Here is a 21347-nt window from a genome sequence, read left to right as displayed (position 1 = left end):
AAATCCTTGACATCGGGGACGGGACGGCTCCACGGTGGGGCCATGCGCATCGGACTCATCGGTACGGGACGGATCGGGAGCTTCCACGCGGGGGTGCTGGCCCGGCACCCGGAGGTCGAGTCGCTGGTCGTGGCGGACGCGGACGCGGGCCGGGCGGCCGGGGTCGCGGGGGCGCTCGGCGCGGAGGCGGCGCCGGACGTGACGGCGCTGTTCGGGCACGCGCTGGACGCCGTGGTGATCGCCTCGGCGACGGCCGCGCACGCGGAGCTGATCGCCCGCGCGGCGGGTGAGGGCCTCCCGGCCTTCTGCGAGAAGCCGATCGCCCTGGACGTGCCGGGGACGCGGGCGGCGCTCGCGGCGGTGGCCGAGGCGGGCACGGAGCTCCAGCTCGGGTTCATGCGGCGCTTCGACGCCGGGTACCGGGCGGCGCGGGAGGCGGTGCGGTCGGGGCGGCTCGGCCGGCTGCACACCGTACGGGCGGCGACCTCCGACCCGGAGCCGCCGCCGGCCGCGTACCTCCCGCTCTCCGGCGGGCTCTTCCGGGACTGTCTGGTGCACGACTTCGACATCGTCCGCTGGGTGACCGGCCGGGAGGTCGTGGAGGTGTACGCGACGGGCTCGGACGCGGGCCCGGCAATGTTCCGGGCGGCGGACGACGTGTCGACGGCGGCCGCGCTCCTCACCCTGGACGACGGCACGCTCGTCACGGCGACGGCGACCCGCTGCAACGGCGCCGGGTACGACGTCCGCATGGAGCTGGCGGGCGACCGGGACCAGGTCGTGGTGGGCCTGGACGACCGGACCCCGCTCACCTCGCTGGAGGCGCAGGGTCCGGCGGCGCCGGGGAAGCCCTGGCCGGGGTTCCTGGAGCGGTTCGGCCCCGCGTACGAGGCGGAGCTCGACGCCTTCGTCCGGCTGGTGCGCGGGGAGGCGGCCAATCCGTGCGACGGCGCGGAGGCCCTGGCGGCCCTTCGGGTGGCGGAGGCCTGCGAGACCTCGCGCAGGGAGCGGCGCCCGGTCCGGGTGGACGACGCTCCCCGGGCCGCCGGCCACTGAGGTCAGCACGCGGTCCGCGGGGGAAAGGCGTGCCGCCGGGCGAGCGCCGTGGTCAGGACGGCTCTGTTCGGCGGCGGACGGCTCGCCGAGGCCGTCCTGCCGGCCCCCGTCCTCCTTCAGCCGGGCGCGCGCCCGCTGCAGCGAGCTGTTCACGGAGACGGTGGTGGTGCCGAGGATCGCCGCCGCCCCGGACGCGGAGAAGCGGAGCACGTCACGCAGGACCAGCGCCCCGCGCTGCCGCGCCGACAGGTGCTGCAGGACCGCGGCGAACGCCAGGCGGAGGCTGCTGCGGTCGATCACGGCCCCCGCCGGGTCGCCCGTGTCGAGCAGCGCGTCCGGCAGGGGCTGGAGCCATGCGGCGGCTCGACCGTCCGGCCGAACTCCTCGTCCCCGGCGGTCACCCCCGCGGCCGTGTTCTTCGACGACCCGGCCGGGTTCACCAGCGGACCTGCAGGTGACGGACGCCGCGCATGAGGAGGCCGGGGAGCCATTCCCAGGGCTCGGCCCCGGGGTCGAGGGTGAGGCCGGGGAAGCGGTCGAGGAGCGTCCTGAGGGCGATGCGGCCCTCCAGGCGGGCCAGTGGGGCGCCGAGGCAGTAGTGGATGCCGTGGCCGAAGGCGAGGTGGCCCCGGGTGTCGCGGCGGATGTCGAAGCGGTCGGGGTCGGGGAAGCGGGCGGGGTCGCGGTCGAGCGCGCCGATGCCGACGAGGACGCTCTGGCCCGCCGGGATCTCCGTACCGCCGATGGTGACGGCTTCCCGGGTGAAGCGGTAGGTGCCGGTCTCCACGGGGCCGTCGTACCGCAGGGACTCCTCGATCGCCCCGTCCAGGAGGCCGGGGTCGGCGCGCAGGGCCGCGAGCTGTTCGGGGTGGGTGAGCAGGTTGCGGACGGTGTTGGAGATCAGGTTGACGGTGGTCTCGTGGCCGGCGATGAGCAACAGGTAGGCCATGGCCCGGAGTTCGGGGAGGGAGAGCCGGTCGCCGTCCTCGGCGCGGGCGGCGATCAGGCCGGAGAGCAGATCGTCGGCGGGTCCCGACGCCCGCTTGTCCTCGATGAGTTCGTCGAGATAGGCGGCGAAGCCCTCCATGGCCTCCTGGATGCCCCGGTCGCCGGTCGGGGTGACCAGTTCGGTGGACCAGCGGCGGAAGGTGTCGCGGTCCTCGGCGGGGACGCCGAGGAGTTCGCAGATGACGGTGATGGGCAGCGGGTAGGCGAAGGCGTCGACGAGGTCGGCGCGGCCGGCCGGTTCCATCGCGTCGGCGAGCTCCTGGGTGAGCCGCTCGATGCGGGGGCGCAGGCTCTCCACCCGGCGGCCGGTGAACTCCCCGGCGACGAGGCGGCGCAGCCGGGTGTGGTCGGGGGCGTCCGCGCCGAGGAGGTGGACGCCGATGATGTCCTCCTCCGGCGGCCGTACGCCGATCACGGAAGGGGACTTGGCGAGCCGGGCGTCGGCGAGCGCCGCCCGGCCCTCCTCGTGACCGACGACCAGCCAGAACCGGAAGCCGTCGGGGAGTCGTATCTCGTGGACGGGACCGGACGCGCGGAGCTTCGCGTAGAAGGGGTACGGGTTCGCGGTGAAGTCCGCGCCGTACTCCCCCAGTTCGATGACGGACATCGGTCCAGCCTACGGGTTGTCCCCCCGGTCCTCGTCGAGGAGGCCCGCGTCGTGGACGAGCAGGGCGATCTGGACGCGGTTGTTCAGGCCGAGCTTGGCGAGCACCCGGGAGACGTGGGTCTTCACGGTCGGGACGCTCATGTACAGCTCGGCGGCGATCTCGGCGTTGGCCAGTCCGCGGCCGACGGCGACGGCCACTTCCCGCTCCCGGTCGGCGAGTTCGGCGAGCCGTCCGTCGGCCGTGGCGCGCGGGCCGCGTTCCGGCTGCCCGGCGACATGGGTCATGAGCTGGCGGGTGACGGCCGGGGAGAGTACGGGGTCCCCGGCGGCGACCCGGCGGACGGCGGCGACGATCTCGGCGGGCGGGGTGTCCTTGAGGACGAACCCGGCGGCCCCGGCGCGCAGCGCGCGCAGCACCTGTTCGTCCGCGTGGAAGGTGGTGAGGACGACGACCTCGGGGGCGCCCGGCCGGGCGCGGAGGAGTTCGGTGGCGGTGAGTCCGTCGACGTGCGGCATGCGGATGTCCATGAGGACGACGTCGGGGGCGTGGCGGGCGACGAGTTCGGGGACTTCGCGGCCGTCGGCGCCCTCGCCGACGATCTCCAGTTCCTCGGCTCCGCCGAGCATCAGGGTGAGGCCCGCGCGGACCAGGGGGTCGTCGTCGACGATGAGCAGCCGGATGGTCATGAGGGCCACGGTAGCCAGGCGTGCAGGGTGAACCCCCCGTCGGGGTCCGGGCCGTGCTCCAGCCGGCCGCCGGCGAGGCCGGCGCGCTCGGTGAGTCCGATGAGTCCCTGGCCGGAGCCGGGGACGTGCGGGACGGGTCCGCCGGGTGCCGGGTTGTGGACCGCGACGGTGAGGCCTTCGCCGGGCCGGCCGCGCACGGTGACGGTGACGGTGGTGCCGGGGGCGTGCTTGCGGGCGTTGGTCAGGGCTTCCTGGGCGATGCGGTAGACGGTGCGGCCGGTGGCGGCGGGCACGGCGGCCGGGTCGTCGACGGTGGTGTCGAGGACGACCTCCGCGCCGGCCTCGCGGGATTCGGCGACGAGCGCGTCGAGGGTGGCGAGGGTGGGCTGCGGCCGGTCGCCCGCTTCCCCGTTCTCGCCGGGGGCGCGCAGGACGCCGATGATCTCGCGGAGGTCCTGGAGGGCTTCGTGGGCGCTGTCGCGGATGACTCCGGCGGCGCGGGCGACCTGCTCGGGCGGGGCGTCGGGGCGGAACTCCAGGGCTCCGGCGTGGACGCTGAGCAGGGTGAGCCGGTGGGCGAGGACGTCGTGCATCTCGCGGGCGATGGCCTCGCGGGCGAGCCGCTGGGCCTGTGCGGCGCGCAGCTCTGCCTCGGCCTCGGCGCGGCGGGCGCGTTCCCTGAGGGCCTCGACGAGCTGGCGGCGGGAGCGGACGAGCATGCCCCAGGCGGTGACGAGGAGGATGAAGACGAAGCCGATGGCGAGGGCGAGGCCGACGTTGATGGTGGGGTCGGGGCGGACGAAGACCTGGGTGACGGAGGCGGCGAGGGCGAGCGCCCCGATCCAGGCGACCTCGCGGAAGGGGCGGCGTACCGCGACGCTGAACAGGCTCGCGAGGACGGCGCCCGCGGCGACCGGGGCGACGGCGCTCACCAGGCAGAGGCCGACGGCGAGCCCCACGGGCCACCGCCGGCGCAGCCAGAGCGCGCAGCAGGCGGCGGCGCCGACGAGCTGGTCGATGAGGGTGACGGTGTCGCTGGTGTACTGCGCGCTGGCGTCGGCGGCGAGGAGGCCGACGAACGCGGCGAGGAGGAAGAGCGAGATGTCCACGACCCAGTCGCGGGCGGTACGGCGGGGCCGGGCCGTCCCGCTCCCGCCCGGTTCGACCAGGTGGGAGGGGAACAGCCAGCGCTGCCGGTCCGTACGAGTCATGGGGGAAATGTACGCAGCCGGGGAGCCTCCGCGGGGCATCGGCGGGAGGGGCGCTACCGAAGTCGTACGGGTCGATACTTTGGTAGCGGTGCCGTGGACGGGAGACGGACGCGCCCTCTTCCCCGGCCGGTCCATGATCACCTCATGAAGAAATTTCTGGAAGTCGCCGGTTTCCTGCTCGCGCTCTTCGGTGTCGCCGGGGTGGTGCGCGAGCTGACGGACGGCTCGTTCCGGCTCCTCGGGGTCACGCGGTACCTCACCGAGAACGTGGGGTTCCTGGAGGGCCGGGAGCTGTTCACGAACATCGTGATCGCGGTCCTCGGGGTGGTGCTGATGATCGTGTCGGACCGGGTGCCGAAGTCGGCCTGAGGGCGGGCCGCCGGGGCGGGCGTTCAGGCGCTCGCCCTGTCGAGCCGGTTCACCTCGGCCAGGTGCTCGGCCATGCGGTGCGAGACCGAGCCGCTGGTGAAGAGGACGGCGCCGACGACGGCGAGGGGGACGGATCCCCCGAGGACCGCGAGGAGTTCGGGCCAGTCGCGCTCGTTGACGCAGGCGCTGTTGCCGTTGTGGAGGTTCTCGCTGGTGAACCGCGCGGTGCACTCGCGGCTGCGGTGCTCGTCGGCCTCGTAGGGCGTGAGGAGGAGGACCGCGAGCCAGATCCAGAGCAGGCCCGCGAGGGCGAGCAGTCCGAGGCCCCAGCCCTGGGTGCGGCGGGCGCGGGCGCGGAAGTCGTTGTCGTAGGCAAGTGAACGCATGGTCGAAGAACCTACCCGGCGTCCTTGTCGACGGCCCGGCGGCCCCAACTGGTGCCCGCGAGCAGGAGCATCGCGCCCGCGAGACCGAGGGCTCCGGGGCGGTCGCCGGCGAGGGCGATGCCCGCCGCGGCGGCCCAGAGCGGCTCCGTGCCGAGGAGGAGGCTGACCCGGGACGGGGAGCTGCGGCGGACCGCCCACATCTGCACGAAGAAGGCGAAGAGCGTGCAGAAGACGGAGAGGAAGAGCAGGCCGGCCCATTCGCGCGGGCCGAAGTCGAGGGCGACCGCCCAGGGCGAGGCGCCCGTGCCGGGGACGCACGCGATGACGGCGAAGACGGCGACGGCGGAGCCGAGCTGCACGGTGGTCAGGGAGAGCGCGTCGGCCGAACGGACCGCCTCGATCCGTGACATGGCGAGGACGTGCACGGTACGGGCGACGGCGGCGAGCAGCATGAGCAGGTCGCCCGGGGACGGGGCGGTGAAGCCCGCGCCCTGGGTGAGGAGGACGACGCCGGTGACGGAGAGCGCGGCGGCCGCGAGGAAGGCGCGGGGCGGTCTGCGCCGGGTCACGGCGGCCTCGGCGAGCGGGGTGAGGATCATGGTGAGGCTGATGATCAGGCCCGCGTTGGTGGCGGAGGTGTGGACGACCCCGTAGGTCTCCAGGAGGAAGATCCCGCCGAGGATCAGCCCGAGGGTCGCGGCGCCGCGCCACTGGGCCGGGTCGAGCGCCCGGATCCTGCGCCACCCGGCGGCGACGAGGACGGGCAGCACCACGGCGAACCGCAGCACGAGGACGGCGATGACGGTGTGGCCGGTGGTGATGCCCTTGGCCGCGAGGTAGCTGGTGCCCCAGACGACGGCGACGAGCAGGACGGGCAGGTCGGTGAGCCAGGCGCGGCGAGGCGCGCCGAGCGCCACGGGCGCGGCGAGGGGGGACGAAGCTGCCATGGTGGACCGGGTCTCCAACACTCGGGGTGGGGTGGAGACTTCGACGGCTCGCACACGGAGCGATCACCGTACCCGGAGGGGCCCGTGGCGGCTACACCTTTCCGACGGGCGGGACCGGCCGGGTGCGGGGCGGCCGGTGACGGCCCCGTCCTTCCCGGCCGGGCCCTCGCCGGCGGGTCGGCAGGTTCAGAAGCTGCCGTACGTGGGGCGGCCGGCCAGTTCGTAGGTGTGGAGGGCGACGCCCTTGCTGGTGACGCGGGCGTCGGTGAGGCGGAAGGCGGCGGGGCGGACGCCTTCGGTGAAGAGGCGGCGGCCGGTTCCCAGGACCACGGGGAAGACGTGCAGGTGGAGGGTGTCGATGAGGTCGTGGTCGAGGAGGGTCCGGGCGAGGCCCGCGCTGCCGTGCATCTGGATCTCGCCCTCGGTGCGTTCCTTGAGGGCGGCGACCTCCTTGACGACGTCCCCGCGGAGCAGCGTGGTGCCCTCCCAGTCGGCGGAGGTGAGGGTGGTGGTGGCGACGTACTTGGGGAGGCCGTTGAGCTTGGAGGCGACGGGGTCGGCGGGGTCGGTGTGCCGGGGCCAGTAGCTCGCGAAGATGTCGTACGTGCGGCGGCCGAGGAGGAAGGCGGTCGGCCGGGCGAAGATCTCGGTGATGCGCTGCCCGAAGGTGTCGTCGTCGAACGGGACGGACCAGCCGCCGTGCTCGAAGCCGCTGCTGCGGTCCTCGTCGGGGCCTCCGGGCGCCTGGATGACGCCGTCGAGGGTGAGGAACTGGGTGAGGCTGAGGGTGGCCATGGTGGGTGCCTTTCTGTTCTCCGGACCATCGTGTCCCACCTCTTCCGACCCCACCGCCCGGCGAAAGTCATCGGTGCCCGGGTCGGCGTCCGATTCCTGCCAGCGCGGGGACCTCCGCCGGAGTTTGCTTGAACCCGCAACCAATCAGCGGCTCTACGGAGGTTCGGGATGTCCACGATGAACGGCACGGCGGTACTGGTCACGGGCGGCGGCCGGGGCATCGGCGCGGCCACGGCCGTCCGGCTGGCCCGGGAGGGCGCCGATGTCGCCTTCACCTGGGTCCAGGACGAGGTGCGGGCCAAGGAGGTCGCCGCGCGGATCGAGGCGGTGGGCCGGAAGGCGCTGCCGCTGCGGGCGGACGCGGCCGACGCCGGGGACGCGGCGGGGGCGGTGGAGTGGGCGGCGGACGCGCTGGGCCGGCTCGACGTCCTGGTGAACAACGCGGGCGTCGGCGTCCTCGGTCCGCTGGAGTCCTTGGCGCTCGCGGATGTGGACCGGGTCCTGGCGGTCAATGTCCGGGCGGCCTTCCTCGCCTCTCAGGCGGCGGCCGCGCGGTTGCCGGAGGGCGGGCGGATCGTCACGATCGGCAGTTGCATGGCGCAGCGGGTGCCGGGCCCGGGTGGGGTGCTGTACGCGATGAGCAAGACGGCCCTGATCGGCCTGACGAAGGCGCTGGCGCGTGAACTCGGCGGGCGTGGCATCACGGCGAATCTGGTCCACCCGGGTCCGATCGACACGGACATGAACCCGGCGGACGGCCCGTACGCGGACGGCCAGTCGGCGCTGACGGCGCTCGGCCGCTTCGGCACGGCGGAGGAGGTGGCGGCGACGGTGGCCTTCCTGGCGGGCCCGGAGGGACGGTACGTGACGGGCGCGGAGTTCGCGGTGGACGGCGGTCACGCGGCCTGAGACGGCCGGGCGGGCCGGACGCGGTCGACGGGACCCGGCGAGTGCCCCGAAGGACGCCGCGGGGACCCGGCGAGTGATCCGAAGGGCGCCGCCGGGGGAACGACCCCGACCGCGCGGAGCCTCCCGAGGAACGAGGGAGGCGAGCACGGTCGGGGTCGTGAGCCCGGCTCCGGGCGCCCGGAGGGGAACCGAGCCCTAAAAAATTCAGCCGCCCAGCTCCTGGTGGCGGGCCGTCAGTCGGGTGCGGCCGGTCTCCGTGAGGGAGCCGTAGAGGCGGAGGCGGGAGATGCCGCCGTCCGGGTAGATGTCGATCCGGACGCGGGAGCCGACCGCGGGGGTGTCGAGGACGAAGCGGTGGTTGGTGTCGGGCTGGAGGCGGGTCCGGGGGAGGATCTCGGTCCAGTCCTCGGAGCCTTCCGCGGCGACGGAGAGCGCCGCCCAGCCCGCGCTGTTGCCCTTGAGGTAGGCGGTGTCGATCTCGACCGCGCGGATCTCGGATTCGGCGACCAGCTGGTAGCGGATCCAGTCGTTGCCCTTGTCGCGGCGGCGGCGGGTCTCCCAGCCGTCGTCCATCTTGCGGGAGCGGCCGGGCTGGATGGTGTTGGTGGCCGGGGAGTAGAAGCGGTCGGAGGCGTCTTCCACCTGGCCGCCGTTCTCGAGGGCCGCGAGGTCGAAGGTGCCGAGGACGCCCAGCCAGGCCGGGTCGGGGGCGACTTCGCCGTGGACGCGGAGGCGGGCGATGCCGCCGTCGGGGTGCTGGTTGACGCGCAGGTGGGTGAAGCGCTGTTCGACGTCGACGGCGAAGCCGTTGGCGGCGTGGCCGCCGACGGCGGTGCGCGGGACGAGGGTGGTCCACTTCACGTCGTCGGCGAGGAGTTCCTCGGGTGAGGGGGAGCCGGCGACGGAGGCGGCTTCGACGGAGACGGCCTGCGGGTAGTTGCCGCGGAAGTGGGCCGTGTCGAGGATGATCCCGCGGACGACGCCGGGGGCGCCGAGGCGTACGAGGGCCCAGTCGTGGTCGTCCTCGGTGGGGTGCGGCTGCTGGGCCGAGACGCCGCGGCGGCGGCGGGTCTCCCAGCCGTCCATGATCTTGCCCTTGTGGCCGAAGTGCTCGGGGTCGAACTCGGCGGCCTCGGGCTTCAGCAGGTTCTCGCGTTCGGCGAAGAACTCGTCGTTGGCGGCGACGACGCCCGCGCCGAGGCGCCGGTCGGCGAGGTCGGCGTACTGGGTGAAGGGGAAGTCGGCCGTGCGGTAGTCGGCGTAGGGGTCACCGCCGCCGTAGGGGCTGGCGTCGCCGGTGAAGGAGGGGATGACGGACACGTCAGTTGTTCCTTTCGAGGAGGCGGCCGGTGGGCTCGGTGAGGGTGCCGTGGTCGGCGATCCGCTGTCCGCGCAGCCAGGTGGAGGTGACGACGCCGCTGAGGGTCTTGCCCGCGTAGGCGGTGATCCGGTTGCGGTGCTGGAGTTCGGCCGGGTCGACGGTGAAGGTGGCTTCGGGGTCGAGGACGGCGAAGTCGGCGTCGCGGCCGGCTTCGATGGCGCCCTTGCGGGAGAGTCCGGCGAGCCGGGCCGGGCCCTCGGACATCCAGCGGACGACGTCCGTGAGGTCGAAGCCGCGGCGGCGGGCCTCGGTCCAGATGGCGGGCAGGCCGAGCTGGAGGGAGGAGATGCCGCCCCAGGCGGACGCGAAGTCGGGCGTCTTGAGGTCGGCGGTCGACGGGGAGTGGTCGGAGACGATGCAGTCGATGGTGCCGTCGGCGAGTCCCTGCCACAGGGCGTCCTGGTTGACGGCCTCGCGGATGGGCGGGCAGCACTTGAACTCGGTCGCGCCGTCCGGGATCTCCTCGGCGGTGAGCGTGAGGAAGTGCGGGCAGGACTCGACGGTGATCTTGACGCCCTCGGCCTTGGCGGCGGCGATGAGCGGCAGCGCGTCGGAGGAGGAGAGGTGCAGGACGTGGACGCGGGCGTTGAGCCGGCGGGCCTGGTTGACCAGGTTCTCGATGGCCGTGTTCTCGGCGTCGCGGGGCCGTGAGGCGAGGAAGTCGGCGTAGGCGAGCCCGGACTTCTGGGGGGCGGCGGCGAGGTGGTGCGGGTCTTCGGCGTGCACGATCATCAGGCCGTCGAAGCCGGAGATCTCGGCGAGCGAGGTCGCCAGCTGTTCCTGGTCGAGGGAGGGGAACTCGTCGACGCCGGAGGGCGAGAGGAAGCACTTGAAGCCGTAGACGCCGGCGTCGTGGAGCGGGCGCAGGTCCTTGGTGTTGTCGGGCAGGGCGCCGCCCCAGAAGCCGACGTCGATGTGCGCCTTGGTCCGGGCGACCTCCTGCTTGACGCGCAGGTTCTCCACGGTGGTCGTGGGGGGCAGCGAGTTGAGGGGCATGTCGAGGAGCGTGGTGATGCCGCCGGCGGCGGCCGCGCGGGTGGCGGTCCAGAAGCCTTCCCATTCGGTGCGGCCGGGGTCGTTCACGTGCACGTGGGTGTCGACGAGGCCGGGCAGGACGACGTCGTCGCCGACGTCCTCCAGCCGGGCGCCGGCGGGTACCTCGGCGTCGTACGGCAGCACGGCCGCGATCGTCCCTCCGGAGACGGCGATCGACGCCGGGCGCGTCCCCTCGGGGGTGATGACACGCGTCGAGCGCAGGACCAGGTTGACGTCCACCCGTACCCCTTCTTCAGGTTCTTCAAGTGCTCCGGCGGGAATCCGCCGGCAGGAAATTCAACGAACTGTTGAAGGAGTCTTCACTTCCGGACGACATGTCGTCAAGGGCACACTTCAAGCATCGGCCTCGACCGAACCCCGCTTGGACGTTTCCACGAAGTGGAATGTAAATTTCGTACAGTAGAACGTAGCTCCGCACATGCGGGGCGTTCGCGGACCGCCCCGGGCCCTCGACGACACCGGACAAACACGCCCTGACCGGCGCGGACGCCGAGACCGGGACCGTGTGCCCCGGCCGGGGGCGCCCGGTAGGCTGCTGCCTTGCCCGCCTGCCCCGAAAGGACCGTTGACGTGCCGACGTCCAGCGCCAGCACCACCGACGCCGCCAAACCCGCCGCGAGCGGGGGCGTCCAGTCCCTTGAGCGTGCCTTCGACCTCCTGGAGCGGATGGCCGACGCCGGGGGCGAGGTCGGGCTGAGCGAGCTCTCCGCCAGCAGCGGACTGCCGCTCCCCACCATCCACCGTCTGATGCGGACGCTGGTCGCCTGCGGATACGTCCGCCAGCAGCCCAACCGCCGGTACGCCCTCGGCCCCCGCCTGATCCGCCTCGGCGAGTCGGCCTCCCGCCTCCTCGGCACCTGGGCCCGCCCCTACCTGGCGCGGCTCGTCGAGGAGACCGGCGAGACGGCGAACATGGCGCTGCTCGACGGCGACGAGATCGTGTACGTGGCGCAGGTGCCGTCCAAGCACTCGATGCGCATGTTCACCGAGGTCGGCCGACGGGTGCTGCCGCACTCCACCGGCGTCGGCAAGGCGCTGCTCGCGCACACCCCGGCGGAGGAGGTGCGCGCGCTGCTCGCCCGTACCGGGATGCCCGCCGCGACCGAGAAGACCATCACCACGCCGGACGGCTTCCTCGACGCGCTCGTCGCGGTCCGCGAGACGGGGTACGCGGTCGACGACAACGAGCAGGAGATAGGAGTCCGCTGCCTCGCGGTGTCGGTCCCCGACTCCCCCACCGCGGCGGCGATCTCGATCTCGGGCCCGGCGGGCCGTGTGACGGAGGCGGCCACGGAGAAGATCGTCCCGATCCTCCAGGAAGTGGCCAGGGACCTCTCGGCGGCCCTCGCGAACACCGCGGGGAACAACCAGGGCTGAGTCCGCCGCGGCGCGGACGTCGACGGGTGGTCGAGGTCCGCGCCGCGCGACGGCCGTCGGGCCGTCGCGCTCGGGCGTCAGACGCCAGGGGTGCGGCGCGCCGACACCAGGCCCGATTCGTAGGCGAGGACGACCAGTTGGGCCCGGTCGCGGGCCCGTAGCTTCGTCATGGCCCGGTTGACATGGGTCTTCGCGGTCATCGGCGTGATCACCATCCGGCCGGCGATCTCGTCGTTGGACAGACCCCGCGCGACCAGGACCACCGCCTCGCGCTCCCGGTTGGTCAGCTCCTCCAGTCCGGCCCCCGGAGCGGGCCCGAACGGCTCGGCGACGTACCGGTCGATGAGCCTGCGCGTGATCGACGGCGCGAGCAGCGCGTCGCCGCGCGCCGCGACCCGCACCGCGTGCAGGAAGTCCTCCGGCACGATGTCCTTGACCAGGAAACCGGCGGCGCCCGCCCGCAGCGCCTCGAAGACGTACTCGTCCAGGCCGTAGTTGGTCAGGATGACCACGTGCACCCCGGCCAGCGCCGGATCGGCGGCGATGCGCCGGGTCGTCTCGACACCGTCCATGACCGGCATCCGGATGTCCACGAGCACGATGTCGGGCAGGTGCTCCGCCGCCAGGGCCAGGCCCTCCCGGCCGTCGCCGGCCTCCCCCACCACCCGGATGTCGTCCTCCAGGTCCAGGAGCGCGCGGAACCCGCTGCGGATGAGCGGCTGGTCGTCGACCAGCAGGACGCGGATCACGGGGTCCGCTCCAGGGGGAGCCGGGCCCGGACGGTGAAGCCGCCCTCCGTACGCGGCCGCGCGCTCAGCCCCCCGCCGAGCGCGATGACCCGTTCCCGCATCCCCAGCAGCCCCCTTCCGGGTGTCGGCGCCGAGTCCGGCGCCGCCTTCCCGTCGTCGTCGACGCGTACGGTCAGGGCGTCCGGACGGCAGTCGATCCGCACCGAGGCCGTGGCCGCGTCCGCGTGACGGGCGATGTTGGTGAGCGATTCCTGGACGATCCGGTAGACGGTCCGGTCCACCGCGACCGGCACGTGGTGCCGGTCGCCCTCGATCGTCAGCGTGGCGTCCAGGCCGGTCAGCCGGGCCCGCGCCACCAGGCCCCGCACGTCGTCGAGACCGCGCGGCGGGGCCGTGTCGTCGTCGCGCAGCGCCTCCAGGGTCGCCCGCAGTTCCCGGGTCGCCTCCCGCCCGGCCTCCTGGATCGCGAGCAGGGCCTCCGGCACCTGCTCACCGCGCCGGCGGGCCACGTGGACCGCGACCTCCGACTGCACCTTGATGATCGAGATCTGATGGGTGAGCGAATCGTGCAGCTCACGCGCGATCCGCAGGCGCTCCTCGTCGGCGCGGCGCAGCGCGGTCTCCTCCCGGGTCCGCTCGGCCTCGTCCGCCCGCGACTCGGCCTGCCGCAGCGCCTCCCCGGCGGCACCGGCCGCGATCAGCCAGGCCAGCTCCAGGGCGCCGCGGGCCCGCGCGAACGCCTCGCCCGTGTCGTGCAGGCCGGAGAGCAGCGCCGCGACCGGCAGCGCGGCGAGCACCGCCACGCTCACCACGATCGCGACGGTGCGGTGTCCGGCCCGTACGGCCGCGTACACCGCGAACAGGTACGCGACGGCGGGCACGTCGAAACCGGCCGCCTGGTAGCCCGCCGCGCAGAGCCCGGTCACGAGCAGGACGGGGACCGGGGCACGGCGGCGGACGGCGAGCGCCAGGCCACCGGCCGCGAGGAGCGCGTAGCCGAGCAGACCGAGTCCCGTGGCGGAGTGCTGCCCGGACGCCCCGGCGGACAGCAGCGCCGCCGCCACGCCGACGGCGATCACCCCGTCCCCGAGGCCCTGCGGGCCGCTGAACCGTCCCCTGGTCATGCGCGCACCCTAGCCGCGCACGGAGCCGGGCGGATCCCGCTCGCGGAGGAGCCCGCGACTACCGCGGACGCGGTAGCCGGGCCGTTCCTGCCGCGTGCGCGGCAGCGCGAAGTGACCACGGCTGCCGGACGACCGGCGGCGGGTCCGGCGGCGATGCTCGGGTGGTCCCGTTCCCCTGAGGAGCGGGTGGTCCCGTTCCCCCGAGGAGAAGGAGCACCCATGTCGGTCCGCACCGCGCTCGCCGTGACCGGAACCGTCCTGATCGGCGGTCTCGCGCTCGCCGTACCGGCGGCCGCCGACCCCGCCGTCCACCCGGTGGCCGCGAGCGTCTACACGCTGAGCGTCGGCCGTGTCGCCGCGTCGGCGGCCGCCCTGGTCGGCCTCCTGGGCGCGGTCAACGGCGCCCTCGCCCTGGCCCGCACCCCGGTCCGGGGCCGCTTCGGCGCCTGGGCCGGCCGGCACGGCTCGGTCACCGCCCTGGTGGCCGGGCTGATCGCCGTGGCCGTCGGCGGGGCGGTCGCGGCGACCGCCGACGGTGGCCTCGGCACCGGCAACGGGCTGGGGGGCGCCTACGTCGCGATGCTGGTGGGCCTGGCCGCCGTCACCCTCGGGTGGCGGGCCCGCGCACGCGCCCACCGGCACGGCTGAACGGCCCGCCGGGCCGCGCGACGCTCCGGACGGGACATCGCCCGGAGCCCGTCTCCTCCCACGCTCAGGCCCGCACCGAATCCGTCAGACGGCCGTCCTGGACCGTCACCGTGCGGTCCGTGCGGGCCAGGTGGGTGCGGTCGTGGGTGACCAGGACCGTCGCCGTGCCCCGCTCGGTGGTCAGCGTGGCCAGGAGGTCCATGACCGCTGCCCCCCGCTCGTGGTCCAGGGCGCTCGTCGGCTCGTCGACCAGGAGCAGCGAGGGCTCGTTCATCAGCGCCCGCGCGATGTTCACGCGCTGCCGCTGGCCGCCCGACAGCTGGTGCGGCCGCCGGTGGGCCTGGTCGGCGAGGCCCACCGCGTCGAGGAGGTCCATGGCCCGGCCCCGTACCGCCTTCGGCTGGCGCCCGGACAGGTGGGCCATCACCTGGAGCTGCTCCGCCGCGCTCAGCGAGGGCAGCAGGTTGGGCTGCTGGAAGACGATCCCGATGTGCTCGCGCCGCAGCTCCGCCTTGGCGGCGGGGGTGAGCGGCCCGGTGTCCGTACCGCCGACGACGACCCGCCCCTCGTCCGGGGTCACCAGGGTGGCGGCGACCGCGAGGAGGCTGGACTTGCCGGAGCCGGAGGGGCCGACGACGGCGGTGAGCGTACCGGCGGGCACGTCGAGGGAGACGGCGTCGAGCGCGGTCAGCCGGCCGTCCCCGTCGGGGTAGGTGAGGGTGACGGCGTCGAGGACGAGGCTCATCGGGTGCTCCGGGGGATGGAGAGGGGGACGGAGAGGGAGAGGGGACGGAGGCCGACGCTCATCGGGCACTTCCGAGGGCGGTCAGGGGGTCGACGGCGGTGATCCGCCGGATGGACAGGGCGGCGCCGAGGACACCGAGGACGACGATCACGGCGGCGGGCCCGAGGACGGTGAGCGGGTCGAGGACGAAGGGCACGTTCCCGCCGCTGACCAGCGCGCCGATGCCGACGGCGAGCGCCGTGCCGAACAGCGTGCCCGCGGTGAGCATGAGGACGGCCTGACCGAGGGCGTCCTTGAGGAGGTACGGGGTGGAGGCGCCGAGCGCCTTGAGGACGGCGACGTCGCCGCTGCGCTGGATGGTCCAGACGGTGAAGAAGGCCCCTATGACGAGCGCGGAGATGGCGAAGAGGAAGCCGCGCATCAGCTGGAGGGAGCCGTTCTCGGCCTGGTAGGACCCTATGGCGGTGAGGGCGCCGTCGACGGTCCGCGCCTCGGTGCCGGTCGCCTTGTCGCCGGCGGCCCAGTCGACGCCGTCGCCGCTCAGCGCGATGACGGTGGCCTGCTCCCCCGGGCCCGTGCCGTTGTGGCCGAGCTTCTGCCAGTCGTCGAGGGAGGTCCACACGACCGGGGTGTGGCTGTACGAGGCGTCGCCGGAGACCGCCGAGACGGTGAGGTCCACGGAGCCCAGGCGGACGGCGTCGCCGGGCGCGAGGCCCAGTTCCTCGGCCGCGGACTCCGAGAGGACGGCCTTGCCGGGGCCGACGGCGGCGGGCGCGAGCCCGGCGTCCGGCTCCGAGCCGAAGGCGGAGACGGCGGCGGTACGGTCCCCGGCGGCGCCGTTGAGCGTACGGATGCCGAGCGGCTCCGCCCCGGTCACGCCCGGCCGGTCCGCCCACGCCTGCCACTGCTTCTCCGTCACCGTCGAGTTGGTGAAGGAGACCGACTGTCCCGACGGCGGCGCGGCGAAGGCCAGCCGGTCGGCGGACAGGCCGGTGATCGCGGAGATGTTCTCCCGCGCGAGCCCGGCGGTCAGCCCTGACAGCAACCCGACGAGCAGCGTGATCAGCACGATCACGGTGCCCATGAGGGTGAACCGCCCCTTGGCGAATCTGAGGTCTCTCCATGCCACGAACATGCTGACCAGGTTGGCCCCCGGGGTGCCCCTCGGGCATCGCGCCACGGATGGCTCCGCAATCAAACTTTCGGTTGAGTCCGGATTGTCTCCCCCCGCCTAGGCTGGTGGGACCATGGATCCACGTTCCCTCACCCCTGCCCTCCGCGCGCTGCGCCTCTGTCTGCACCTGCTGATGGCGGGCCTGCTGGTGCTGGCGGCGGTCCGCGCGCACTCGGCCGCCGGGACGGTGGCGGCGGTGGTCATGGGCGTCGTCTACGCGGCCGGCTCGTACCTCCCTTCCGTGCGCGGCTCACAGCGGGCCGCCGCCGTGTGGCTGGGGGTCCTGGGGCTGTCGTGGCTGGTGCTGCTGTGGCTGACGCCGGAGGCGCTCTGGCTGGCGTTCCCGCTGTACTTCCTCCAACTGCACCTGCTGCCCACCCGCTGGTCGCTGCCGGTGGTCGCGCTGACGGCGGGCGCGGCGATCCTCTCGTACGTGGGGCACGGCGCGCCGCTCAATCCGGGCGTCTTCATCGGTCCGCTGCTCGGCGCGGCGGTCGCGGTGGCGACGGTCCTCGGCTACCAGGCCCTGTACCGGGAGAGCGAGCGGCGGCGGCAGCTCATCGAGGAGCTGATCACGACGCGGGCGGAGCTGGCCTCGGCGGAGCGGCACGCGGGGACGCTGGCCGAGCGGGAGCGCCTCGCCCGCGAGATCCACGACACCCTCGCGCAGGGTCTGTCCTCGATCCAGCTGCTGCTGCGGGCCGCGGAGCGGGCGCTGCCGGCGGACTCCCCGGCGGCGGGGCACATCGACCGGGCCCGGCAGGCGGCGCAGGACAACCTGGCGGAGGCGAGGCGCTTCGTCCGCGCCCTGTCGCCGCCGGACCTGGAACACGGCTCGCTGGCGGCGGCCCTGGAGCGCCTGTGCGAACCGGGTTCCGGCGGGGGTGCGGCGGCGGGGGCGTACGGGGCCGGGCCGCGCGTGCGGTTCTCGGTCAGCGGTACGCCGGCCGAGCTGCCGACGCCGTACGAGGTGGCGCTGCTGCGGATCGCGCAGTCGGCGCTCGCGAACACGGTGCGGCACGCGACCGCCTCGCGCGCCGAGATCACCCTCTCGTTCATGGACGCCTCGGTGACGCTGGACGTCGTCGACGACGGCGCGGGCTTCGATCCGGGTGCCGTACGCCCCTCCTCCGACGGCGGTTTCGGGCTTCCGGCGATGCGCGTGCGCGCGGAGTCGCTGGGCGGCACGTTCACCGTCGAGTCCGCGCCCGGCCAGGGCACGGCCGTCGCCGTCTCCCTCCCTCTTCCCGCTGGAGTCTGAAGCATGACCATCCGCCTCCTCCTCGCCGACGACCACCCGGTCGTCCGGGCCGGCCTGCGCGCGGTCCTCGACACGGAACCGGACTTCGCCGTCGTCGCCGAGGCGGCCACCGCCGAGCGCGCGGTGGAGCTGGCGGCGGCCGAGGGCGTGGACGTGGTCCTGATGGACCTGCAGTTCGGCACGGGGATGCACGGCTCGGAGGCCACGGCGGCGATCACGGCGGTCCCGGGCGGGCCGAAGGTCCTGGTCCTCACCACGTACGACACGGACGCGGACATCCTGGCGGCGGTGGAGGCGGGGGCCTCGGGCTACCTGCTGAAGGACGCGCCGCCGGAGGAGCTGGCGGCGGCGGTCCGGACGGCGGCGGCCGGGCAGTCGGCGCTCGCCCCGGCGGTGGCGCACCGGCTGATGGACCGGATGCGGACCCCGGCGGAGGCGCTGACCAAGCGGGAGCTGGAGGTGCTCCAGCTGGTGGGCGAGGGTCTGTCGAACCAGCAGATCAGCAAGGCGCTGTTCCTGAGCCAGGCGACGGTGAAGTCGCATCTGGTGCACATCTTCGCGAAGCTGGGCGTGGACTCGCGGACGGCGGCGGTGGCGGCGGCGACGGCACGGCGGCTGATCAGGCGGTAGGGACCGGAGTCGGCACCGGGCCGGTCACGGGACTCGGCACCGGGCCGGCCACGGGCTCGTCACCGGAGCGAGGGGCTCAGGGCCTCAGGGCCTCAGACCCCGCTCCCCCGCTCCGGCGGCGGTCCGAAGAGTTCGACCGCCCTGCGCACCCCCGCCAGCCCCGCCGCGAGGGCGCTGACCGAGCCGACGGAGCCCGCGACGAGCAGCAGGGAGCGGCGCAGCCGCCGTACCTCGGGGGCGCCGCTGAGCGCCATAGCGTCCAGGGCGGCGAGTTCGTCCTCGGCGATGCCCCGGTCGGCGAACTCGACGCGGTGGGCGGCCAGTTCCCTGCGGAGCCGGGACACGGCGGACCGCAGTTCGGCCACTCTGGGGTCCACGCCCTCGCCGGTCACTCGCCTCTGCCCCACGCTTCGCAACATGGTTCTCCCCCTCGCACGACACTGTGCGCAGAACTCCACACTCCGAACACTCCGAGCCGACCGCCTGGCGGTGGTCGGGCGCCGTGAGTCGCGGTCAGTTAACTCCTTCGCCGCCCCGGCGCGCCACCCTCCGCAGGGGTGATTCAGGCGAGCGTGTCATTCCGCCTGATGAGGTAAGCAGTCCTCATGACAACCACGCATGACCGAACACCCGTCCGATCGCCCGTCGTCGCGGGGCTGCTGCTCGCCGCAGGGGGCGGACGGCGCCTCGGGGGGCGCCCGAAGGCCCTCCTTCCCCACCGCGGCCGCCCGCTCGTCGAGCACGCCGTGGGGGTGCTGCGGGCGGCCGGCTGCGAGGTGGTGCACGTGGTCCTGGGGGCTTCGGCGGAAGCGGTCCGGGAGCGGGCCGAGCTGCCCGGGTGCGTGCTGGTCGACAACCCCGAGTGGGCCGAGGGGATGGGTTCGTCGCTGCGGGCGGGGCTGGCGTCGCTGGCCGCGGACCCGCGGGGGGTGGACGCGGCGCTGGTGTCCCTGGTGGACCAGCCGGGGATCGGCGCGGAGGCGGTGGCGCGGGTCCGGGCGGCGTACACGTCGAGGGAATCGCTGGCGGCGGCCTCGTACGACGGCAGCCGGGGCCATCCGGTGCTGTTCGGGGCCGCGCACTGGGCGGGGATCGCGGAGCTCGCGGTGGGAGACCGGGGCGCGCGGGACTATCTGGCGGCGCACCGGGATGCGATCACTCCGGTGGACTGTTCGGATGTGGCCGAGCCCTACGACATCGACACGGAGGCGGACCTGGACCGTCTGGAGTGATCCGACCGAAGCGAGGCGGCCCGAGCAAGGCGGCCCGAGCGACGCGACCGGAGCGAGGCACCCCGCCCCGGATCCGGCGCACCCGGAGTGAACGTTCTGGCACCCAGCGCCATGGTCTGTCGATCCGGAGAATCTCGACATCAACAAACCATTGAACTTCCACCATGAGGAAACTAGTATCCACTGTTCAGAAGCGCCTGCTGTTTCAGAAGGCGCTCGCGGCCGTATCTCGGCGCCTGCGGCACTCCGTGCCGTTCCGTGACGCCCGGCGGCCGCCTGGCACCGCCCGTGAAGTCCGCTGAAGGAAGTGACAGTTCATGTCCGCACCAGCGCCGTCCCCCCTGGCCGTCGTCGATGCCGAGCCCCTGCCGCGTCAGGAAGAGGTGCTCACCGAGGCCGCCCTGGCCTTCGTCGCCGAACTGCACCGGCGGTTCACCCCGCGCAGGGACGAGCTCCTCGCCCGCCGAGCGGAGCGTCGCGCCGAGATCGCCCGTACGTCCACCCTGGACTTCCTGCCGGAGACCGCGGCGATCCGCGCCGACGACTCCTGGAAGGTCGCGCCCGCCCCGGCGGCGCTGAACGACCGCCGCGTCGAGATCACCGGCCCGACCGACCGCAAGATGACGATCAACGCGCTCAACTCCGGCGCGAGGGTCTGGCTCGCCGACTTCGAGGACGCCTCGGCGCCGACCTGGGAGAACGTGGTCCTGGGCCAGCTCAACCTGATCGACGCGTACGCCCGGAAGATCGACTTCACGGACCCGCGCTCGGGCAAGTCGTACGCCCTCAAGCCGGCCGGCGAGCTGGCCACGGTCGTCATGCGGCCGCGCGGCTGGCACCTGGAGGAGCGTCACCTCGCCTTCGACGGCCGCCCGGTGCCGGGAGCCCTGGTCGACTTCGGCCTGTACTTCTTCCACAACGCCCAGCGTCTGATCGACCTCGGCAAGGGCCCGTACTTCTACCTGCCGAAGACGGAGTCGCACCTGGAGGCCCGCCTCTGGAACGACATCTTCGTCTTCGCCCAGGACTACGTCGGCATCCCGCAGGGCACCGTCCGCGCCACCGTCCTGATCGAGACGATCACGGCCGCGTACGAGATGGAGGAGATCCTCTACGAACTCCGCGAGCACGCCGCCGGGTTGAACGCGGGCCGCTGGGACTACCTCTTCTCCATCGTCAAGAACTTCCGTGACGGCGGAGCCAAGTTCGTCCTGCCGGACCGCAACGCGGTCACGATGACGGCCCCGTTCATGCGCGCGTACACCGAACTCCTCGTCCGCACCTGCCACAAGCGCGGTGCGCACGCGATCGGCGGCATGGCGGCGTTCATCCCGTCCCGCCGCGACGCCGAGGTCAACAAGGTCGCCTTCGAGAAGGTCAAGGCCGACAAGGACCGCGAGGCCGGCGACGGCTTCGACGGTTCCTGGGTCGCCCACCCCGACCTGGTCCCGATCGCGATGGCCTCCTTCGACGCGGTCCTCGGCGAGAAGCCGAACCAGAAGGACCGTCTCCGCGAGGACGTCTCCGTCGCGGCCGGCGACCTCATCGCCATCGACTCGCTGGACGCGAAGCCCACGTACGACGGCCTGGTGAGCGCCGTGCAGGTCGGCATCCGCTACATCGAGGCGTGGCTGCGCGGCCTCGGCGCCGTCGCCATCTTCAACCTGATGGAGGATGCGGCCACCGCCGAGATCTCGCGCTCGCAGATCTGGCAGTGGATCAACGCCGGTGTCGTCTTCGAGAACGGCGAGTCCGCCACCCCGGAACTGGCCCGCAGGGTCGCCGCCGAGGAGCTGGCCGCCATCCGCACCGAGATCGGCGAGGAGGCCTTCGCGGCCGGCAAGTGGCAGCAGGCGCACGACCTGCTGCTGCACGTCTCCCTCGACGCGGACTACGCCGACTTCCTGACGCTGCCGGCCTACGAGCAGCTGGTCGGCTGATCCACCCCCGTCGGCCGACCGCACAGCGGCCGCACACCGTCTGATCAGGGCTCCG

General features: G+C 73.7%; 22 protein-coding genes and 1 pseudogene. 9 read left to right on the top strand and 14 right to left on the bottom strand.

Going from position 1 to position 21347, the window contains the following annotated elements:
• Positions 1-42 precede the first annotated feature (42 nt).
• Entirely contained in the window at positions 43-1056 is a 1014-nt protein-coding gene (locus ASD33_RS08535; RefSeq protein WP_056555956.1) for a Gfo/Idh/MocA family oxidoreductase, read from the top strand.
• 177 nt (positions 1057-1233) lie between these two features.
• Here the strand turns inward: ASD33_RS08535 and ASD33_RS36165 are convergent.
• From ASD33_RS36165 to ASD33_RS08520, 4 genes and pseudogenes are all read right to left on the bottom strand, one after another.
• Positions 1234-1356, bottom strand: a pseudogene (locus ASD33_RS36165) (RNA polymerase subunit sigma-70); the annotation flags it as partial.
• 136 nt (positions 1357-1492) lie between these two features.
• Positions 1493-2671: a cytochrome P450 gene (locus ASD33_RS08530; RefSeq protein ID WP_056555955.1), complete on the bottom strand. Its 1179-nt coding sequence runs from the start codon at positions 2669-2671 to the stop codon at positions 1493-1495.
• A 9-nt stretch (positions 2672-2680) separates the two neighbouring features.
• Positions 2681-3358: a response regulator transcription factor gene (locus ASD33_RS08525; protein WP_199863478.1), complete on the bottom strand. Its 678-nt coding sequence runs from the start codon at positions 3356-3358 to the stop codon at positions 2681-2683.
• Positions 3355-4569 carry a histidine kinase gene (locus ASD33_RS08520; protein WP_056555949.1) on the bottom strand — a complete coding sequence of 405 codons (1215 nt, stop codon included), beginning with the start codon at positions 4567-4569 and terminating at the stop codon, positions 3355-3357. The genes ASD33_RS08525 and ASD33_RS08520 overlap by 4 nt, the downstream gene beginning before the upstream one ends.
• Before the next feature lie 144 nt (positions 4570-4713).
• Here ASD33_RS08520 and ASD33_RS08515 point away from each other — a divergent pair, with 144 nt between their 5' ends.
• Positions 4714-4938: a hypothetical protein gene (locus tag ASD33_RS08515; RefSeq protein WP_056555945.1), complete on the top strand. Its 225-nt coding sequence runs from the start codon at positions 4714-4716 to the stop codon at positions 4936-4938.
• Positions 4939-4961: 23 nt separating this feature from the next.
• Here the strand turns inward: ASD33_RS08515 and ASD33_RS08510 are convergent, their stop codons facing one another.
• The 3 genes from ASD33_RS08510 to ASD33_RS08500 all read right to left on the bottom strand — a co-directional run bounded on the left by ASD33_RS08510 (position 4962) and on the right by ASD33_RS08500 (position 7066).
• Positions 4962-5324, bottom strand: a complete 363-nt coding sequence (locus ASD33_RS08510) for a hypothetical protein (protein ID WP_056555943.1) — start codon at positions 5322-5324, stop codon at positions 4962-4964.
• Positions 5325-5335: 11 nt separating this feature from the next.
• The gene (locus tag ASD33_RS08505) at positions 5336-6271 is read right to left on the bottom strand and encodes a DMT family transporter (protein ID WP_056555940.1); all 936 of its coding nucleotides are present in this window, start codon (positions 6269-6271) and stop codon (positions 5336-5338) included.
• Positions 6272-6457: 186 nt separating this feature from the next.
• Positions 6458-7066, bottom strand: a complete 609-nt coding sequence (locus ASD33_RS08500) for a dihydrofolate reductase family protein (protein ID WP_056555937.1) — start codon at positions 7064-7066, stop codon at positions 6458-6460.
• A 168-nt stretch (positions 7067-7234) separates the two neighbouring features.
• Here ASD33_RS08500 and ASD33_RS08495 point away from each other — a divergent pair, with 168 nt between their 5' ends.
• Positions 7235-7975, top strand: coding sequence for an SDR family oxidoreductase (locus ASD33_RS08495; RefSeq protein ID WP_056555934.1), 741 nt, complete (start codon positions 7235-7237; stop codon positions 7973-7975).
• 204 nt (positions 7976-8179) lie between these two features.
• On the opposite strand, the gene alc is transcribed toward ASD33_RS08495, so the two are convergent.
• Positions 8180-9295, bottom strand: a complete 1116-nt coding sequence (gene alc / locus ASD33_RS08490) for an allantoicase (RefSeq protein ID WP_056555931.1) — start codon at positions 9293-9295, stop codon at positions 8180-8182.
• 1 nt (position 9296) lies between these two features.
• Positions 9297-10631, bottom strand: coding sequence for an allantoinase AllB (allB, locus tag ASD33_RS08485; RefSeq protein ID WP_056555927.1), 1335 nt, complete (start codon positions 10629-10631; stop codon positions 9297-9299).
• Between the two features lie 351 nt (positions 10632-10982).
• Between allB and ASD33_RS08480 the strand changes: the two genes are divergently transcribed.
• Complete coding sequence (locus ASD33_RS08480) at positions 10983-11789, top strand: IclR family transcriptional regulator (RefSeq protein WP_056555924.1); 807 nt, start codon at positions 10983-10985, stop codon at positions 11787-11789.
• A 77-nt stretch (positions 11790-11866) separates the two neighbouring features.
• Here the strand turns inward: ASD33_RS08480 and ASD33_RS08475 are convergent, their stop codons facing one another.
• Together ASD33_RS08475 and ASD33_RS08470 are read right to left on the bottom strand one after the other, a co-directional pair.
• Complete coding sequence (locus tag ASD33_RS08475) at positions 11867-12538, bottom strand: response regulator transcription factor (RefSeq protein WP_056555921.1); 672 nt, start codon at positions 12536-12538, stop codon at positions 11867-11869.
• Positions 12535-13662: a sensor histidine kinase gene (locus tag ASD33_RS08470; protein WP_056555918.1), complete on the bottom strand. Its 1128-nt coding sequence runs from the start codon at positions 13660-13662 to the stop codon at positions 12535-12537. The genes ASD33_RS08475 and ASD33_RS08470 overlap by 4 nt, the downstream gene beginning before the upstream one ends.
• Before the next feature lie 219 nt (positions 13663-13881).
• Here ASD33_RS08470 and ASD33_RS08465 point away from each other — a divergent pair, with 219 nt between their 5' ends.
• The gene (locus tag ASD33_RS08465; protein ID WP_056555914.1) at positions 13882-14310 is read left to right on the top strand and encodes a DUF6223 family protein; all 429 of its coding nucleotides are present in this window, start codon (positions 13882-13884) and stop codon (positions 14308-14310) included.
• A 64-nt stretch (positions 14311-14374) separates the two neighbouring features.
• Here ASD33_RS08465 and ASD33_RS08460 read toward each other — a convergent pair whose 3' ends face one another.
• A complete protein-coding gene (locus ASD33_RS08460; protein WP_056555912.1) occupies positions 14375-15055 on the bottom strand; it encodes an ABC transporter ATP-binding protein in 681 nt (226 codons plus the stop codon).
• 58 nt (positions 15056-15113) lie between these two features.
• Positions 15114-16190 carry an ABC transporter permease gene (locus ASD33_RS08455; protein WP_056555909.1) on the bottom strand — a complete coding sequence of 359 codons (1077 nt, stop codon included), beginning with the start codon at positions 16188-16190 and terminating at the stop codon, positions 15114-15116.
• A gap of 112 nt (positions 16191-16302) precedes the next feature.
• On the opposite strand from ASD33_RS08455, the gene ASD33_RS08450 reads away from it, so the two are divergent.
• A complete protein-coding gene (locus ASD33_RS08450; protein WP_056555907.1) occupies positions 16303-17490 on the top strand; it encodes a sensor histidine kinase in 1188 nt (395 codons plus the stop codon).
• A gap of 3 nt (positions 17491-17493) precedes the next feature.
• Positions 17494-18120 (top strand): response regulator transcription factor, encoded by a 627-nt coding sequence (locus tag ASD33_RS08445; RefSeq protein ID WP_056555905.1) that lies wholly within the window; start codon positions 17494-17496, stop codon positions 18118-18120.
• A gap of 92 nt (positions 18121-18212) precedes the next feature.
• Here ASD33_RS08445 and ASD33_RS08440 read toward each other — a convergent pair whose 3' ends face one another.
• Positions 18213-18539, bottom strand: a complete 327-nt coding sequence (locus ASD33_RS08440; RefSeq protein WP_056555903.1) for a DUF5955 family protein — start codon at positions 18537-18539, stop codon at positions 18213-18215.
• 186 nt (positions 18540-18725) lie between these two features.
• Here ASD33_RS08440 and ASD33_RS08435 point away from each other — a divergent pair, with 186 nt between their 5' ends.
• Both ASD33_RS08435 and aceB read left to right on the top strand, forming a co-directional pair.
• Complete coding sequence (locus ASD33_RS08435) at positions 18726-19352, top strand: nucleotidyltransferase family protein (protein WP_056555901.1); 627 nt, start codon at positions 18726-18728, stop codon at positions 19350-19352.
• 317 nt (positions 19353-19669) lie between these two features.
• Entirely contained in the window at positions 19670-21292 is a 1623-nt protein-coding gene (gene aceB / locus ASD33_RS08430; protein ID WP_056555899.1) for a malate synthase A, read from the top strand.
• Positions 21293-21347: the final 55 nt, after the last annotated feature.

The sequence above is a fragment of the Streptomyces sp. Root1304 genome, from assembly GCF_001426405.1.
Lineage (GTDB): Bacteria > Actinomycetota > Actinomycetes > Streptomycetales > Streptomycetaceae > Streptomyces.
Note: the sequence above shows the minus strand (reverse complement) of the source record. Positions and strands in the feature narration are given on the sequence as shown.

Bases quoted from the DNA above. Each gene is read 5' to 3' on its own strand.
- ASD33_RS08530 (WP_056555955.1), bottom strand. From the start codon at position 2,671: ATGTCCGTCATCGAACTGGGGGAGTACGGCGCGGACTTCACCGCGAAC.
- ASD33_RS08515 (WP_056555945.1), top strand. From the start codon at position 4,714: ATGAAGAAATTTCTGGAAGTCGCCGGTTTCCTGCTCGCGCTCTTCGGT.
- ASD33_RS08470 (WP_056555918.1), bottom strand. From the start codon at position 13,662: ATGACCAGGGGACGGTTCAGCGGCCCGCAGGGCCTCGGGGACGGGGTG.
- ASD33_RS08465 (WP_056555914.1), top strand. From the start codon at position 13,882: ATGTCGGTCCGCACCGCGCTCGCCGTGACCGGAACCGTCCTGATCGGC.
- ASD33_RS08495 (WP_056555934.1), top strand. From the start codon at position 7,235: ATGTCCACGATGAACGGCACGGCGGTACTGGTCACGGGCGGCGGCCGG.
- ASD33_RS08525 (WP_199863478.1), bottom strand. From the start codon at position 3,358: ATGACCATCCGGCTGCTCATCGTCGACGACGACCCCCTGGTCCGCGCG.
- aceB (WP_056555899.1), top strand. From the start codon at position 19,670: ATGTCCGCACCAGCGCCGTCCCCCCTGGCCGTCGTCGATGCCGAGCCC.
- ASD33_RS08510 (WP_056555943.1), bottom strand. From the start codon at position 5,324: ATGCGTTCACTTGCCTACGACAACGACTTCCGCGCCCGCGCCCGCCGC.
- ASD33_RS08435 (WP_056555901.1), top strand. From the start codon at position 18,726: ATGACAACCACGCATGACCGAACACCCGTCCGATCGCCCGTCGTCGCG.
- ASD33_RS08505 (WP_056555940.1), bottom strand. From the start codon at position 6,271: ATGGCAGCTTCGTCCCCCCTCGCCGCGCCCGTGGCGCTCGGCGCGCCT.
- ASD33_RS08535 (WP_056555956.1), top strand. From the start codon at position 43: ATGCGCATCGGACTCATCGGTACGGGACGGATCGGGAGCTTCCACGCG.
- ASD33_RS08440 (WP_056555903.1), bottom strand. From the start codon at position 18,539: ATGTTGCGAAGCGTGGGGCAGAGGCGAGTGACCGGCGAGGGCGTGGAC.
- ASD33_RS08520 (WP_056555949.1), bottom strand. From the start codon at position 4,569: ATGACTCGTACGGACCGGCAGCGCTGGCTGTTCCCCTCCCACCTGGTC.
- ASD33_RS08455 (WP_056555909.1), bottom strand. From the start codon at position 16,190: ATGTTCGTGGCATGGAGAGACCTCAGATTCGCCAAGGGGCGGTTCACC.
- ASD33_RS08460 (WP_056555912.1), bottom strand. From the start codon at position 15,055: ATGAGCCTCGTCCTCGACGCCGTCACCCTCACCTACCCCGACGGGGAC.
- ASD33_RS08450 (WP_056555907.1), top strand. From the start codon at position 16,303: ATGGATCCACGTTCCCTCACCCCTGCCCTCCGCGCGCTGCGCCTCTGT.
- ASD33_RS08500 (WP_056555937.1), bottom strand. From the start codon at position 7,066: ATGGCCACCCTCAGCCTCACCCAGTTCCTCACCCTCGACGGCGTCATC.
- ASD33_RS08445 (WP_056555905.1), top strand. From the start codon at position 17,494: ATGACCATCCGCCTCCTCCTCGCCGACGACCACCCGGTCGTCCGGGCC.